This window comes from Geodermatophilus amargosae (genome assembly GCF_900116515.1).
GTDB lineage: Bacteria > Actinomycetota > Actinomycetes > Mycobacteriales > Geodermatophilaceae > Geodermatophilus > Geodermatophilus amargosae.
Window position 1 is genome coordinate 91,779 of the sequence record NZ_FPBA01000004.1, and the last position, 14,421, is coordinate 106,199.

Here is a 14,421-nt window from a genome sequence, read left to right on the forward strand (position 1 = left end):
ACGGCGACCGGGATGCGGACCGGACACCTCGGCCAGGGCCTGGTCGACGCAGGGTGCCTGCCGCTACGCGCCCGTGGTCGGCATCAGGTGCGCCCGGATGTCGGGCTTGAGCACCTTGCCGACCTTCGACCGGGGGAGGTCGGCCCAGACGAGGACCTCCTTCGGGGCCTTGACGCCGCCGACGCGCGCGCGGGCGAAGGCCCGGACGTCGGCCGGGTCCAGCGCCGTCCCGGCCCGCGCCTGCACGACGGCGACCACTCGCTCGCCCCACTTCTCGTCGGGCAGTCCGACGACCGCGCAGTCCTGGACGCCGGGATGGGCCATGAGCGCCTGCTCGACCTCGGCGGAGTAGACGTTGAAGCCGCCGCTGATGATCATGTCCTTCGCGCGGTCGACGAGGTACAGCCAGCCGTCCTCGTCGAGGTAGCCGATGTCGCCGGTGTGGTGCCAGCCGAAGCGGCTCGCCTCCGCGGTGGCCTGCGGGTCCCGGTGGTAGCCGTCCATGACCAGCGACCCGCGCACGACGATCTCGCCGCGCTCGCCGGCCGGGAGCAGGCGCCCCTCGCCGTCCATGACCGCCACGGTGGTGAGCGGCGTCGGCCGGCCGGCGGAGGAGAACCGCTCGCGGGCGGGGGAGCCGTCCGGGTGCAGGTGCTCGGCCGGTGACATCGTCGAGATCATCATCGGCGCCTCGGACTGGCCGAACAGCTGCCCGAGGACGGGACCGACGCGCCGGATCGCCTCCTCGAGGCGGTGCGGGGACATGGGGGCTGCTCCGTACCAGAGGCACTGCAGGGAGGACAGGTCCGTGCCGTCGAGGTCGGGGTGGTCCAGCATCACGTAGACCAGCGTGGGCGGCAGGAAGGCGTGGGTGACCCGGTGGCCCTGGACGAGCGCCAGGAACTCCCCGAGGTCCGGCGCCGGCATGACGACGATCTCGCCGCCGAGGGCCATCACCGGGAAGCACAGGACGCCGGCGGCGTGGGTGAGCGGGGCGAGTGCCAGGTAGGTAGGCCGCCCCTCGAACGGGTAGCTCATCAGCGTCAGCGCGGACATGGTCTCGACGTTGCGGTCGGTCAGCCGCACGCCCTTGGGCCGGCCGGTGGTGCCGCCGGTCCCGACCAGCATGACCAGGCCGCCGGGCGGCTCGGCGTCACCGGCCTCGGGAGCGCCGGCGAGCCAGTCGGCGAGGGACGGGTCACCGCGGTCGCCCTCGCCGTCGAGGCAGACCAGGGTGGTCAGCCGGGGGAGGCGGTCGCGGATCGCCGCCACCAGGGGCGCGTACGAGCGCTGGTAGAGCAGCGCGGTGCACCCGAAGAGGTCGAGCAGCTCGCGGTTCTCCCCGGCCTCGTTGCGCGGGTTCACCGGGCACCAGACCGCGCCGGCGCGGGCGATGCCGAAGACGCTGGCGAAGGCGGTGGGGTCGTTGGCCGACAGGACCGCGACCGGGTCGCCCGGCAGGACGCCGGAGCGCGCGAGCGCCCCGGCGACCTGCCGGCTGTGCCGCTGTACCTCGGCGTAGGTCATCGTGCGGTCCCCGCAGGTGAGGCACGCGGCGTCCGGCCCGAGGGAGGCTCCCTTGTCGAGGTACGCGGTGAGGCTCATCGGTGCTCGGTCACCACCGGGTCGAGCACGAGGCCGAACTGGCGCAGCACCCCGAGCAGCTGCCGGTGCCCGAAGGCCTGGCAGCCGGAGGCGAAGCCGGCCCGCCGCGGCGGCTGCTGCAGCAGCGACATCGCCGCCCAGGCCTGCAGCAGCCCGGTCTGCTTGTAGTTCGAGTTGCCGTGGATGACCACGTGCTTGCGGCCCAGTGGCCCCGAGGCGTGCACGGAGTCCACCGAGGTGTTCAGCCGCGGGTTCTCCCGGGGCGGCATCCCCGAGGACCAGGCGGCGGCGATCTCGGCCAGCGCGTCGTCCCACTGCTCGCGGGGCAGCGTCTTGATGTCGCTCTCCACCATCGCGGTGGTCGCGACGACGGCCTCCATCACCGGGCGGTTGAGCACCCCGCCGGCGACCTTGACGCTGGACACCCGCGGGTCGTCCTTGAACCACACGGGGTGCGCGGTGCCGCCCCACGGCACGGCCAGGCCCAGCTCGTGCTGCCCGGGGACGACGACGTCCCACCTGGCCAGCGGGTCGACCTTCACGTACTGGTTCTCGGCCAGGTGGAACCAGTCGGCCTTGAGGATGGTGAAGATCGTCTCGGTGGAGGCGCTGGTCGGGAACCCCTTCCACAGCACCAGGACGTCGAGGGTGTCCAGGCCGGGGGTCTCCAGCGCGATGTTCGCCGCGATCTCGCCGGTCGTGTACATCTGCGCGATGCCGGGGGAGAGCAGCAGGCCTGCCTCGGCGAACGCCGTCCCCCACCGCTGCTGGGCGTCGAGGATCCAGTCCTGCTCGCCGGTGGTGTCGAGGTAGTGGGCACCGGTGGCCAGGCACGCCTGCGCCACCTCCGGCCCGTACTTGATGAAGGGGCCGACGGTGTTGCAGACGACGCTCGCGCCGGTGAACAGGTCGGTGAGCGCCTCGACGGTGTGCTCGACCTCCACGACGTCGTGGTCGGCGGTCTCGATGCCGGGGATCCTCCCGACGACCTCCTGGACCCGGTCCTTGTCGCGGCCGGCCGCGACGAAGGGGACGTTGAGCTCGCGCAGGTACTCGCAGATCAGCCGGCCGGTGTAGCCGGAGGCGCCGTAGACGACGACGGGCTTGGTGCTCATGGCGGGATCTCCTCGGGGGGTGGGGGTCAGGAGCCCATGCCGCCGTCGACGGCGAGCCCGGTGCCGTTGACGAAGCGGGCGGCGTCGGAGGCGAGGAAGACGACGGCGTCGGCCATGTCGGCCACCTCTCCGAGACGTCCCGAGGGTGTCTGTGCCACGACCGCCTCGACCGCGGCCTGGGGGCTGTCGAACAGCCCGATCCCGGCGCAGTCGACGGCGAGCTTCATGCCCATCGCGGTGGGCACCAGGCCCGGGTAGACGCAGTTGACGCGCACGCCGTAGCCGAGCTTGCCGGCCTCGGCGGCCGCGATGCGGGTCATCCGGTCGACGGCGGACTTGGTGGCCGAGTAGCCGGCGATGCCCGGGAAGGCGATGGTCGCCGCCACCGAGGACACGTTGACGATGGAGCCGCCGGTGCCCGCGGCGCCGCCGGGCCGCATCGCGCGCAGGCCGTGCTTCATCCCCAGGGCCGTGCCGACGACGTTGACGTCGAGCATGCGGCGCAGGTCGGCGGGGTCGATCTCGGTGACCAGGGCGGTGACCTCGACCCCGGCGTTGTTGACCAGGACGTCGAGCCCGCCCAGCTGCTCCACCGTGGCGGCCACGGCGGCCTCCCAGCCCGCCTCGTCGGTGACGTCGAGGTGCACCGAGCCGGCGGTCACCCCCTCCTTGGCGAGCACCCGGGCGGTCTCGGCGGCCTCCTCGTCGAGGACGTCGGCGACGACCACGGAGGCGCCGGCGCGGGCCAGGGCCTGCGCCATGCCCTGGCCGAGGCCGCGGGCGCCTCCGGTGACCAGCGCCGTGCGGCCGTGCAGTGCGGGGACCGACATGGGTCTCTCCTCGTCGTCGAGGTGTCCGGGGCGCAGGTCTGGGCCGCCGGGTGTGACGCCGGTCATGCTCGACCCGCCTCTGGACGACCGTCAAGACTTTCCTGGACAGTCGTCAAGACAGGGTGGGCGCGGCTACGCTGCGTCCGGGCGCAGGACCGCTGCCCGTCCCCTGCACCGGAGGAGAGCCGTGGGTCCCGCAGTCGAGGGGCGCGCCGTCGACAAGGTGGCCCAGCGCCGCAGCGAGCTCGCCACGGCGGCGCTCGAGACGCTCGCCGAGCTGGGCTACGCCCGCACGGGGCTGAGGGACATCGCCGCGCGCTCGGAGTACTCCCACGGCGTCCTGCACTACTACTTCCGCGACAAGGTGGAGCTGATCACCCACTGCGTGCGCGAGTACAAGGCCCGCTGCGCGACCCGCTACGACGAGGCGGTGGCGACGGCGACCACGGCCGAGGAGCTGGTCGCCGGGTTCCTGCGGGAGCAGACCGCGACCCTCACCGGCGAGCCGCAGATGCACCGGCTCTGGTACGACCTGCGCAACCAGTCGATGTTCGAGCCCGCGTTCCGCGCCGACGTCGCCGAGATCGACCTGCTGCTCGAGCGCATGGTCGGGCGCGTGGTGAGCCGGTACGCCGAGCTCTCGGGTGCGCGGCCGCGCGTCCCCCCGACGGTGTTCTACGCGGTGCTGGACGGGCTCTTCCAGCAGGCCCTGCTGCGGCAGCTCGCCGGGGACCCGGAGGCGGCGTCGTCGCTGCGGGAGGCCGTGCAGGAGGTCCTGCCCCGGCTCGTGCACTGACCGGCGGTCCTGCGGTCCCGGGGACCGGTGGGGAGGATGTGCCGGTGCGCACGGTCGGGGTCGAGGAGGAGCTGCTGGTCGTCGACCCGTCGGGGACGCCGGTGCCGCTCGGGCCGGAGGCGCTGGAGGTGGCCGCGCGGCGCGGGGAGGGCGAGACGCCCGAGCAGCACGAGCGCGCCGGCGACGGGGGAGGGGAGTCCCCCGGGCACCTGGTGCCCGAGCTCAAGCGGGAGCAGGTCGAGCTGGGCAGCGGCGTGTGCACCGACCTGGCCGAGGTGACCGGCGAGCTGCGGTACTGGCGCGGGCGCGCCGACGCCGCGGCCCGTGCCGTCGGTGCCCGGGTGGCGGCCCTGGCCACCTCGCCGGTGGGGGTGCAGCCGCAGACCACGCCGGGGGAGCGGTACGAGGAGATGACCGAGACCTTCGGCCTCATCGCCCGCGACCAGCTGACCTGCGGGTGCCACGTGCACGTGTCGGTGGCCGACGACGAGGAGGGCGTGGCCGTCCTCGACCGCATCCGCGTCTGGCTGCCGGTGCTCACCGCGCTGACCGCCAACTCCCCGTTCTGGCTGGGCGCGGACTCCGGGTACGCGAGCTTCCGGTCGCAGGCATGGAACCGCTGGCCCTCCTCGGGCGCCACCGAGCCGTTCGGCGACGCGGCGACCTACCACCGCGTCGTCGCCGACCTGGTCGCGACCGGCACGATCGTCGACGCCGGGATGGTCTACTTCGACGCCCGCCTCTCGCAGACCTGGCCGACGGTCGAGGTCCGCACCGCCGACGTCGCGTTGCGGGTGGAGGACGCCGTCACCCACGCCGGGCTCGTCCGCGGGCTGGTGGAGACCGCCGCCCGCGCGTGGCGCGACGGGGTCCCGGCGCCGCGGGTGCGCAGCGAGGTGCTGCGCGTGGCCGCCTGGCGGGCCGGCCGCTCCGGGACCACCGGCGACCTCGTGCACCCGAGGACGGGCCGCCCGGCGCCGGCCGCCGACGTCGTCGCGGCCCTGCTCGAGCACGTGGGTCCGGCCCTCGACGTCACCGGCGACCGGCAGCGCGTGGCCGACGGCGTGGCGGCGGTCCTGGCGCGCGGCACGGGCGCCGACCTGCAGCGGCGGGTGCACCGGGAGACCGGGGACCTGACCGCGGTGGTGCGCGCGGCGGTACGGCTGACGACGGAGGACTGACGACGGGGGAGTGACACCGCGGGTGGCGCGCGGGAACGGCGGTTATCGTCCCGTCATGTACACCGCGAGCTGGCGCGACGTCGTGCGGCGCGACCTGTTCGGACGGCGGCCCGGGCGCGGGGACGGGCCCTACCGGCTGGTCATCCGGGTCACGCTGCTGGTCTTCCGGCTGCTACGGCTGCGGTTCGACGTCCGCGGGTCCGAGCACGTGCCCACCGCCGGCGGCGCCGTGATCTGCAGCAACCACGTCAGCTACCTCGACTTCACCTTCCTGGGCCTGGCCGCGCTGCCGCAGCACCGGCTGGTGCGGTTCATGGCCAAGGCCTCGGTCTTCGGGCACTGGTTCGCCGGGCCGTTCATGCGGGCCATGAAGCACATCCCGGTCGACCGCAAGGCCGGCGCGGCCGCCTTCGACGCCGCCGTCCGCGCGCTCAAGGACGGCGAGGTGGTCGGCGTCTTCCCCGAGGCGACGATCAGCCAGAGCTTCACCGTCAAGGACCTCAAGGCCGGGGCGGCCCGGATGGCCCTCGACGCCGGCGTGCCGATCCTGCCCGCCGCGGTGTGGGGCGGGCACCGGGTGGCCACCAAGAAGCACCCCGTGGACCTCACCCGGGGCCGCGCGGTGACCGTACTGCTGGGGGAGCCGATCGTGCCCGAGCCGGGCGAGACGTCCGCCACGCTGCTGGCGCGCACCCGGGTGGCCATGGAGGCCCTCCTCGACGAGGCCCAGCGCACCTATCCGCAGCAGCCCGAGGGCCCCGACGACCTGTGGTGGCTGCCCCGGCACCTGGGCGGCACCGCGCCCACCCTGGAGGAGGCCGCCCGGCGGGACCGCGACGACGCCGCGGGCACCCGGATCAAGGCGCGCACGACCCGGCGGGCCCGGCTGCGCCGCCTGACCCGCCGTCGCGACGCCGCCTGAGGCGCCCTACTCGACGACCACCGGCGCCATCAGCCGGAAGGCTTCCAGCTCGACGTCGTACCAGCGGCGCAGCCGGCCCAGCGGGGTCATGCCCAGGCGGCGGCAGACCGCCAGCGACGCCTCGTTGCCGGGCCGGACGACGGCGTAGACCTCCGGCAGCCCGGCGACGAAGGCGTGCTCGACCACCGCCCCGGCGGCCTCGGTGGCGTACCCGCGGCCCCAGCTGTCCGGGTGCAGGTGCCAGCCGACCTCGACCTCCCCGACGCCGCCGGGCAGCGGCTTGAGCAGCACCGTGCCGGCGACGAGCGGGGGAGCCCCGTCCCGGACCTCGACCGCCCAGCAGCCGTGCACCGGATCGGCGCGGCGGATCTGCGCCCAGCGGCAGACGAGCTCGACGGGGCCGACCGAGGGGGTGCCGCCCAGCCAGCGGGTGACCTCCTCGCGCCGGTAGATGTCGGTGAGCCGGGCGAGGTCGTCGCGGGAGGTGGTCCACGGGCGCAGCCGCAGCCGGTCGGTCAGCAGCTCCCCGTCCGGCATCGCGGCTGCCTACCCGGGGCGTCCGGGACTATCCGCCGACCCGCCGCCGCGGGCACCCGCGCGCGCCGTCATGCTCGGGGCGTGACCGCGCCGCCCGACCTGCTGCTCACCGACGTGACCGTCGGCGACCGTCCCGGCCGTGCCGTGCACGTCGTCGACGGGCGGATCGCCTGGGTGGGCGCCGCCGCCGACGCGCCGCGGGCCGGGCAGGTGCTCGCCGGGGAGGGCGGGCTGCTGACGCCGGCGTTCGTGGACGCGCACGTGCACGCCACCGCCACCGGCCTGGCGCTCACCGGTCTCGACCTCCACTCGAGGTCGAGCCTCGCGAAGGCCCTGTCCGCGGTCGCCGGGGCGGTCCGCACCGCGCCACCGGGGATCCTGCTCGGCACCGGCTGGGACGAGACCGGCTGGCCGGAGGGCCGGGGGCTGACCCGTGCCGACCTCGACGCGGTCCTGGGCGACCGCCCGGCCTACCTCGCCCGGGTCGACGTGCACTCCGCGACCGTGTCGACGGCGCTGCTCGACCTCGTGCCCGGGATACGCGACCTGCCCGGCTTCTCTCCCGACGGGCAGCTGCGCCTCGATGCCCACCACGCCGCCCGGCAGGCCGCCCACGGCGCCGTGACGGCGCAGCAGCGCGCCGCCGCGCAGGCCGCCACGCTCGCCGAGGCGGGGCGCCTGGGGATCGGCAGCCTGCACGAGATGGCCGGCCCCGAGGTGTCGAGCGCCGAGGACCTGCGGGCGCTGCTGGCGCTGGCCCGGGAGCGGCCGGGGCCGCGGGTGGCCGGCTACTGGGGGGAGCTGAGCGAGCGCGGCGGGCTGGACCTGGTGCGCGAGCTGGGCCTGGCCGGCGCCGGCGGGGACCTGTTCTGCGACGGGGCGTTCGGGTCGCACACCGCGGCGCTGAGCGCGCCCTACCGCGACCGGCCCGGGACCGCCGGGGCGCTGCGCTTCGAGACCGCGCAGCTGGTGGAGCACCTGCGCGCGTGCACCGCCGCCGGCGTGCAGGCCGGCTTCCACTGCATCGGCGACGCCGCCGTGGACCAGGTCCTCGACGCCGTGGGCGCGGTGGTCGGCGAGCTGGGTCTGCCGGCGGTGCGGGCCTGCCGGCACCGGGTCGAGCACGTGGAGATGGCCGGTCCGGCGGCGGTCGAGCGGATGCGGTCGTGGGGGATGGTGGCCAGCGTCCAGCCCGCCTTCGACGCCGCGTGGGGCGGCCCGGCGGGGATGTACGCCGAGCGGCTGGGGACCGACCGGGCCGCGGCGTGCAACCCGTTCGCCGACCTCGCCGACGCCGGGGTGGCCCTGGCGCTGGGCAGCGACGCCCCGGTGACGCCGATGGACCCCTGGGGCGGCGTGCACGCGGCGGTCGACCACCGCACCGAGGGCGCCGGCCTGCGCCCGTTCGACGCCTTCGACGCGGCCACCCACGGCGGCTGGCACGCGGTCCGCGCCGGGACCGCCGCCGGCCCGCTGGCGCCGGGCGCACCGGCCGACCTGGCGCTCTGGGACACCGACGCCGGCCTCTCCGCCGTCCTCGACCGCCGTTCGCGCCCCGGCTGCCGGCAGCTGGTGGTGGCGGGCCGTCCGCTGCGGTCGCTGTAACCGCCCGGTCCGGTGACCGCACGGGCGGGGGATCCCGCAGGTCGCGCGGCGGGATGCGCCCGGCGGGGTGGGATGCTGGTCGACGGGCCACGATCGTGGCCGTGCCCGGGCGCCGCCCGCGGCCAGTCCTCGGGGGGAGGTCGGGAGTGCCGCCAGCAGCCGTGACCGATGCGCTCGACACCGGCCCCGGCGCCTCCGCGAGCGCGCAGCGGTCCCGCCGTCGCCTGCCGTGGCCCACCGCGCTCGCCGCCGCCGGTGGCCTCGCGCTGCTGCTCGCCTTCCCCGGCTACTCCCTCCCGCCGCTGGCCGTGCTCGGCCCCGCCGCCCTGGCGCTGGCCGTCCGCGGCCGCCGCGCCCGCTCGGGGGCGTGGCTCGGCCTGGTCCTCGGCCTGACGTTCTTCGTGCCGCTGCTGTCCTGGAGCGGGGTCTACGTCGGCTCGTTCCCGTGGCTGGCGCTCGCGGTCTCCCAGGCGCTGTTCGTGGCGCTGCTCGGGGCGGCCACGGCGGTGGTCTCCCGGTTCCGGCTGTGGCCGCTGTGGACCGCGGCGCTGTGGGTGGCCGACGAGGCGCTGCGCGGCCGCGTCCCGTTCGGCGGCTTCCCCTGGGGCCGGCTGGGGCTCAGCCAGACCGACGGGCCGTTCCTGTCCCTGGCGGCGTACGGCGGGGTGCCGGGGGTCTCCTTCGCCGTCGCGCTCACCGGCACCCTGCTGGCGGCCGCCGTCCTCGCCCTCGTCCGCGCCTGGCGCGCGGCCGACGGGGGCACGACGCCGCGCGCCGCGGTGGCGGCGGTCGCGGCCGTGCTCGCCGTCCCGCTGCTCGGCGCCCTCGCCTGGCTGCCGCTGCCCGGCCCCTCGCTCACCGACGGCGGCCCCCCGCGGACCGTCGCGGTGATCCAGGGCGACGTGCCCGAGGCCGGCCTGGACTTCAACGCCCGCCGCCGGGCGGTGCTGGACAACCACGTGCAGCAGACGATCTCCCTCGCCGCGGCCGTGCGGGCCGGCGACCGGGCGCAGCCGGATCTGGTGGTGTGGCCGGAGAACAGCTCCGACATCGACCCCTACACCAACGAGGACGCCGCCCGGCAGATCGGCCGGGCCGCCGAGGCGATCGGCGCGCCGATCCTGGTCGGCGCGGTCGTGGACGGGCCGGGCCGGTTCATCAGCAACACCGGCATCGTCTGGGACCCCGAGACCGGCCCCGGCGACACCTACGTCAAGCGGCACCCGGTCCCGCTGGCCGAGTACGTGCCCGCGCGGGACTTCTTCCGCTTCTTCAGCGACAAGGTCGACCTGGTCCGCCGCGACTTCACCCACGGCACCGAGGTGGGTGTGCTGGAGATGGGCGGCGCGCAGGTGGGCGACGTCATCTGCTTCGAGGTGGTCTACGACTCCCTGGTCGCCGACACCGTGGAGGCCGGCGCGGGCATGCTCGTCGTCCAGACCAACAACGCCACGTTCGGGTTCACCGACGAGAGCGAGCAGCAGCTGGCGGCCAGCCGGCTGCGTGCGGTGGAGTTCGGCCGCACCGTGGTCGTGGCCGCCACCAGCGGGATCTCCGCGGTGGTCGCCCCCGACGGCTCGCTGGCCCGGCGCTCGGAGCTGTTCACCCCCGCGGTCTTCGTCGAGGACGTCGCCCAGCGCGACTCCGCCACCGTCGCCGAGCGGCTGGGCGCGGCGCCGGAGTGGCTCCTGACCGCGCTGGGCCTCGGAGCCGTGCTGGCGGTCGCGGGCCCGGCGGTGCGCCGCCGGCTGCAGGCGCGGCGAGCCGGCCGGTGACCGGGTCGCGGGTGCTCGTCGTCGTCCCGACCTACGACGAGGTGGACAACCTGGAGCCGGTCCTCGACCGGCTGCACGCCGCCGTCCCCGACGCGCACGCCCTCGTCGTCGACGACGGCTCGCCCGACGGCACCGGCGAGCTGGCCGAGGAGCTCGCCGCGCAGGACGAGCGGGTGCACGTGCTGCGCCGCACGGAGAAGGCCGGGCTGGGTCCGGCCTACGTCGCGGGCTTCCGGTGGGGCCGCGCGCGGGACTACGACGTCCTGGTCGAGATGGACGCCGACGGCTCCCACGACCCCGAGCAGCTGCCGGCACTGCTGGCCGCCCTGGACGGCGCCGACCTGGCGCTGGGCTCGCGCTACGTGCCCGGCGGCAGGGTCGAGGACTGGCCGCGCCGACGGCTGCTGCTGTCCCGGCTGGGCAACGTCTACACCCGGCGGGCGCTGCGGCTGCCCCTGGCCGACGCCACCGGCGGCTTCCGCGCCGTCCGCGGGGACCTGGTGGACCGGCTGCCCTTCGACGAGGTGGCCAGCCAGGGCTACTGCTTCCAGGTCGACTGGGCCTGGCGGGCCTGGCGCGCGGGCGCCCGCGTGGTGGAGGTGCCGATCACCTTCAGCGAACGGGCGTCCGGCAGGAGCAAGATGACGTCCTCGATCGTTGTAGAGGCGTTGGCACGGGTCACCGGATGGGGCCTGCAGGACCGGTTGGCCGATCGGCTGCCGGGCCGGGTCCCTCCGCCCGTGCCGGGACGGGTCCGCGACGGCGGGCGGTCCAGCGAGGTCCGGTAGGCGGACCCGGACCGCCCGCGTGGCCGGACCGAGGAGTGCCGTGGCACACCGGGTACGTGTGGTGGCGGGGCTGTGGGCCCTCGCCGAGGTCGTCGTCTTCGCGGTGGTCGCCGCCTGGATCGGCGTGGGCTGGACGCTGCTGGCCGCCCTGGCGACCACCGTCCTCGGCTGGACCCTGATGGCCCGGCAGGGGACGCAGGCGCTGGCCGACCTGCGCGAGCGGGCGCTGGCACACCGCCCGCCGGGCTCCGCGGGCGCCGACGCCGGCCTGGTCGCCGTCGGCGGCGTGCTGATGGTGCTGCCGGGGTTCCTCGGCGACGTCGTCGGCCTGCTGTGCCTGCTGCCGCCCACCCGGCCGCTGGTGCGCGCCGCCGTGGGCCGCGGGCTGGCCGCGAAGCTGGGCGTGGTCCGGCCGGTGCGGGTGCGCAGCACCCGGGTGGAGACGTTCCCGCGGCCCGAGGGCCCGGTGCGGGTCATCGAGGGCGAGGTCGCGGGGGAGGGGCACCTGGTCCGCTAGCGCTCCCCGCGGGGAGGACCCGCACCGGAACCCATCGGGCCCCGGACGCGGAACGGCCCCGGTGGGGAGTCCCACCGGGGCCGTTCCGTCGGTCGGGCCGAGCTCAGCTGGCGCGGGTCCGCCGGCCGCGCAGCACCTCCAGTCGCTCGGCGAGGACCTCCTCGAGGTCCTCCACGGAGCGACGCTCGAGCAGCATGTCCCAGTGCGTCCGCGGCGGCTTGACCTTCTTGGGCGCCGGCTCGGAGCCGCCGACCAGCTTGGCCGAGGCGCCGTCGAACTTGCACTCCCAGGTGTCGGGCACCTCGGCGTCGTCCGCGAACGGGACGGTGAACTGGTGACCCGAGGGGCACTTGTACTCGACGTACTGCCGCTCGATCGGCGCGGTGTTCCGCTCGGTCTCGTAGCTCACGCTGCCCAGTCGGCTGCCCCGCAGGGAACGCTCGCCCATGGCACACCGTCCTCTCGTGCTGATGGTGTCGGTCAGGACTCTCCGTCACAGCAGGGGGTACCCACTGCGGAGGGTGTCATGGAGACCAACGGCGGATTTCGCGGAGAGATTCCGCTGAGTCAGTTCCCGATCATCGCATGGGGTGGTATTGGCGCGCGCACCGCCCCCCGGACGGGGGAGGCCGCACCCCTCAGGAGAGGGCGAGCTGCCCCGGACCGGCCGCCGTGGGGCCGAGCTGGCCGAGCACGTGGTGCCGCCGGCACAGCACCTGGTAGTGCACCTCGGTGCCGGTGGCCGGGTCGTCAGTCTCACCGGGCGCCGGGGTGGGCGCGGTGTCGGCGACCACGACGGTGGCGCCCGAGCGCACCATCGCGCCGTCGACGACGCGGGCGTTGAGCAGGCCCGGCAGGCCGCACCAGCACAGCACCTCGACCTGGATGCGCTGCACGTCGTCGGCGACCTCGAGCAGCCGCTGGGTGCCCGCGAACAGCCGGGCGCGGAAGTCGGTGGTCAGCCCGAAGGCGTAGACGTCGACGTGGGAGGCGTCGACGAGCTCGGCGAGCTGGTCGACCTGCGCGGGGGTGAGGAACTGCGCCTCGTCGACGATCAGGTAGTCCACCCGCCGTCCGTCGGCCCAGTGGCTGCGGACCAGCAGGGTCAGGTCGGTGCCGGGGTCGATCTCGACGGCGTCGCGGGACAGCCCCACCCGCGAGCTGATCCGCGGCTCCGCCGACCGGTCGCCCTGGGTGACCAGCAGCCCCGAGCGGCCCTGCCGGCTCTGGTTGTGGTCGACCTGCAGCGCCAGGGTGGACTTGCCGCAGTCCATCGGCCCGTGGAAGAACCGCAGGTGCGCCGGTGCCACGGCGCGCCGCCGGTCCCCGGCCGCGGGGACCGCGGCGAGCGGGACGGACGGATCGCTCACAGCCGCTCCGGCGGGGTGTTGCCGGCGGCCAGCACGGCCCGGCGCATCGGCAGCCGGAGCAGCAGCAGGAAGCCGGCCACGAAGAAGACGACCAGGCTGATGATCGCGTACCGGTAGGAGCCGGTCAGCTGGTAGGTCAGGCCGAAGGCCAGCGGACCCAGCCAGCTGGTCCCGCGGTCGCTGATCTCGTAGAAGCTGTAGTACTCCGCCTCCCGGCCGGTGGGGATCAGGTGGCTGAACAGCGACCGGGACAGCGCCTGCGTGCCGCCCTGCACCAGCCCGATGACGGCGGCCAGCGCGTAGAACTGCGCGACCGCGCCCTCCTGCAGCGTGTACGCGGCCACGAGCACCGCCGTCCAGGCCACCAGGCAGCCGAGCACCGTGCGCTTGGCGCCGTAGCGGGCGGCCACCCGGCCCAGGCCCAGCGCCCCGAACACCGCGACCACCTGCACCATGAGGATCGCGCCGGTGAGCACCGACTGCGACAGCCCCAGCTCCTCGCTGGCGTAGGTGGCCGACAGCGAGATCACCGTCTGCACACCGTCGTTGAACAGCAGGTAGGCGCCGAGGAACCACAGCGTCAGCGGGAACGCCCGCATGCCCCGGAGCGTCGCGGCCAGCTGCCGGAACCCGCTGGTGGCGGCGCCGTGCGCGGCGGCCTGCGCCGGCCGGTCGCGCAGCAGCGAGACGGTGACCAGCGTGAACAGTCCCCACCACAGCCCCGACGTCGCCAGGCAGATCCGCACCGCCTCGCCGGAGGTCAGCCCCAGGGACTCCGCCCCCAGGAACAGCCCCAGGTGGACGGCGAGCAGCAGCGCGCCGCCGACGTAACCGAACGCCCAGCCGCGGCTGGAGACGGCGTCGCGCTCGTCGGGCCCGGCCAGGTCGGGCAGCCACGAGTAGTAGACGACCGTGGCCGCGCCGAAGGCCACGTTGGCGACGACGAACAGCGCCGCGCCGAGCAGGTACCGCCCGTCGGCGACGAAGAACAGGCAGGTGGCGGCCAGCGCCCCCAGGGCGGCCAGCGCGCCGAGCAGGTGCCGCTTGCGCCCCGACCGGTCGGCGACGGCGCCGGTGAGCGGCAGGACGACGACCTGCAGGACGACCGAGAAGGACAGGACATAGGAGAACCAACTGCCGGGCGGGATGGACAGCCCCAGGAAGGGCAGCCGGCCGTCGGCGCCGGCGGCGTCCTCGGCGACGCTGGTCAGGTACGGGCCCAGGAAGACCGTGGTGACGCTGGTGTTGAACACCGACATCGCCCAGTCGTAGGAGTACCAGCCGAAGCGCTCGCGGCGCAGTGCGCGGTCGACGGGCTGCGCGGCGTCGACGTCGGGGGCGGTCACGGGCGGAGGGTGCCAGCCGCGACCGGGCACATCC

14 protein-coding genes are annotated in these 14,421 nt (G+C 75.4%); 7 read left to right on the forward strand and 7 right to left on the reverse strand.

Annotated elements, in window-relative coordinates; all coding sequences use genetic code 11:
* Positions 1 to 63 precede the first annotated feature (63 nt).
* Genes BM414_RS07615 through BM414_RS07625 form a run of 3 tightly spaced genes read right to left on the reverse strand, consistent with a single transcriptional unit; the run spans position 64 to position 3,550 of the window.
* Entirely contained in the window at positions 64 to 1,605 is a 1,542-nt protein-coding gene (locus BM414_RS07615; protein ID WP_093578852.1) for an acyl-CoA synthetase, read from the reverse strand.
* Positions 1,602 to 2,720 carry a DUF5938 domain-containing protein gene (locus tag BM414_RS07620; RefSeq protein WP_093578853.1) on the reverse strand — a complete coding sequence of 373 codons (1,119 nt, stop codon included), beginning with the start codon at positions 2,718 to 2,720 and terminating at the stop codon, positions 1,602 to 1,604. Before BM414_RS07620 ends, BM414_RS07615 begins: the two co-directional genes overlap by 4 nt.
* A gap of 26 nt (positions 2,721 to 2,746) precedes the next feature.
* Positions 2,747 to 3,550, reverse strand: a complete 804-nt coding sequence (locus BM414_RS07625; RefSeq protein ID WP_093578854.1) for an SDR family NAD(P)-dependent oxidoreductase — start codon at positions 3,548 to 3,550, stop codon at positions 2,747 to 2,749.
* Positions 3,551 to 3,737: 187 nt separating this feature from the next.
* On the opposite strand from BM414_RS07625, the gene BM414_RS07630 reads away from it, so the two are divergent.
* Genes BM414_RS07630 through BM414_RS07640 form a run of 3 tightly spaced genes read left to right on the forward strand, consistent with a single transcriptional unit; the run spans position 3,738 to position 6,449 of the window.
* On the forward strand, positions 3,738 to 4,346 hold the full coding sequence (locus BM414_RS07630) for a TetR/AcrR family transcriptional regulator (protein WP_245784558.1): 609 nt from the start codon (positions 3,738 to 3,740) through the stop codon (positions 4,344 to 4,346).
* A gap of 44 nt (positions 4,347 to 4,390) precedes the next feature.
* Positions 4,391 to 5,527 (forward strand): carboxylate-amine ligase, encoded by a 1,137-nt coding sequence (locus BM414_RS07635; RefSeq protein ID WP_093578855.1) that lies wholly within the window; start codon positions 4,391 to 4,393, stop codon positions 5,525 to 5,527.
* 55 nt (positions 5,528 to 5,582) lie between these two features.
* Positions 5,583 to 6,449 carry a lysophospholipid acyltransferase family protein gene (locus BM414_RS07640; RefSeq protein ID WP_093579042.1) on the forward strand — a complete coding sequence of 289 codons (867 nt, stop codon included), beginning with the start codon at positions 5,583 to 5,585 and terminating at the stop codon, positions 6,447 to 6,449.
* 6 nt (positions 6,450 to 6,455) lie between these two features.
* On the opposite strand, the gene BM414_RS07645 is transcribed toward BM414_RS07640, so the two are convergent.
* Positions 6,456 to 6,986 carry a GNAT family N-acetyltransferase gene (locus BM414_RS07645; protein WP_093578856.1) on the reverse strand — a complete coding sequence of 177 codons (531 nt, stop codon included), beginning with the start codon at positions 6,984 to 6,986 and terminating at the stop codon, positions 6,456 to 6,458.
* An 81-nt stretch (positions 6,987 to 7,067) separates the two neighbouring features.
* Here BM414_RS07645 and BM414_RS07650 point away from each other — a divergent pair, with 81 nt between their 5' ends.
* From BM414_RS07650 to BM414_RS07665, 4 genes are all read left to right on the forward strand, one after another.
* Positions 7,068 to 8,591, forward strand: coding sequence for an amidohydrolase (locus tag BM414_RS07650; protein ID WP_093578857.1), 1,524 nt, complete (start codon positions 7,068 to 7,070; stop codon positions 8,589 to 8,591).
* 161 nt (positions 8,592 to 8,752) lie between these two features.
* Positions 8,753 to 10,366: an apolipoprotein N-acyltransferase gene (lnt, locus tag BM414_RS07655; protein WP_245784559.1), complete on the forward strand. Its 1,614-nt coding sequence runs from the start codon at positions 8,753 to 8,755 to the stop codon at positions 10,364 to 10,366.
* The gene (locus tag BM414_RS07660; protein ID WP_093578859.1) at positions 10,363 to 11,154 is read left to right on the forward strand and encodes a polyprenol monophosphomannose synthase; all 792 of its coding nucleotides are present in this window, start codon (positions 10,363 to 10,365) and stop codon (positions 11,152 to 11,154) included. The genes lnt and BM414_RS07660 overlap by 4 nt, the downstream gene beginning before the upstream one ends.
* Positions 11,155 to 11,194: 40 nt before the next feature.
* On the forward strand, positions 11,195 to 11,671 hold the full coding sequence (locus BM414_RS07665) for an FxsA family protein (RefSeq protein WP_093578860.1): 477 nt from the start codon (positions 11,195 to 11,197) through the stop codon (positions 11,669 to 11,671).
* A 103-nt stretch (positions 11,672 to 11,774) separates the two neighbouring features.
* Here BM414_RS07665 and BM414_RS07670 read toward each other — a convergent pair whose 3' ends face one another.
* From BM414_RS07670 to BM414_RS07680, 3 genes are all read right to left on the reverse strand, one after another.
* Entirely contained in the window at positions 11,775 to 12,119 is a 345-nt protein-coding gene (locus BM414_RS07670) for an RNA polymerase-binding protein RbpA (RefSeq protein WP_093578861.1), read from the reverse strand.
* Positions 12,120 to 12,309: 190 nt separating this feature from the next.
* Entirely contained in the window at positions 12,310 to 13,041 is a 732-nt protein-coding gene (locus tag BM414_RS07675; protein WP_093578862.1) for a thymidine kinase, read from the reverse strand.
* A complete protein-coding gene (locus tag BM414_RS07680; RefSeq protein ID WP_093579043.1) occupies positions 13,038 to 14,387 on the reverse strand; it encodes an MFS transporter in 1,350 nt (449 codons plus the stop codon). Before BM414_RS07680 ends, BM414_RS07675 begins: the two co-directional genes overlap by 4 nt.
* Positions 14,388 to 14,421 lie beyond the last annotated feature (34 nt).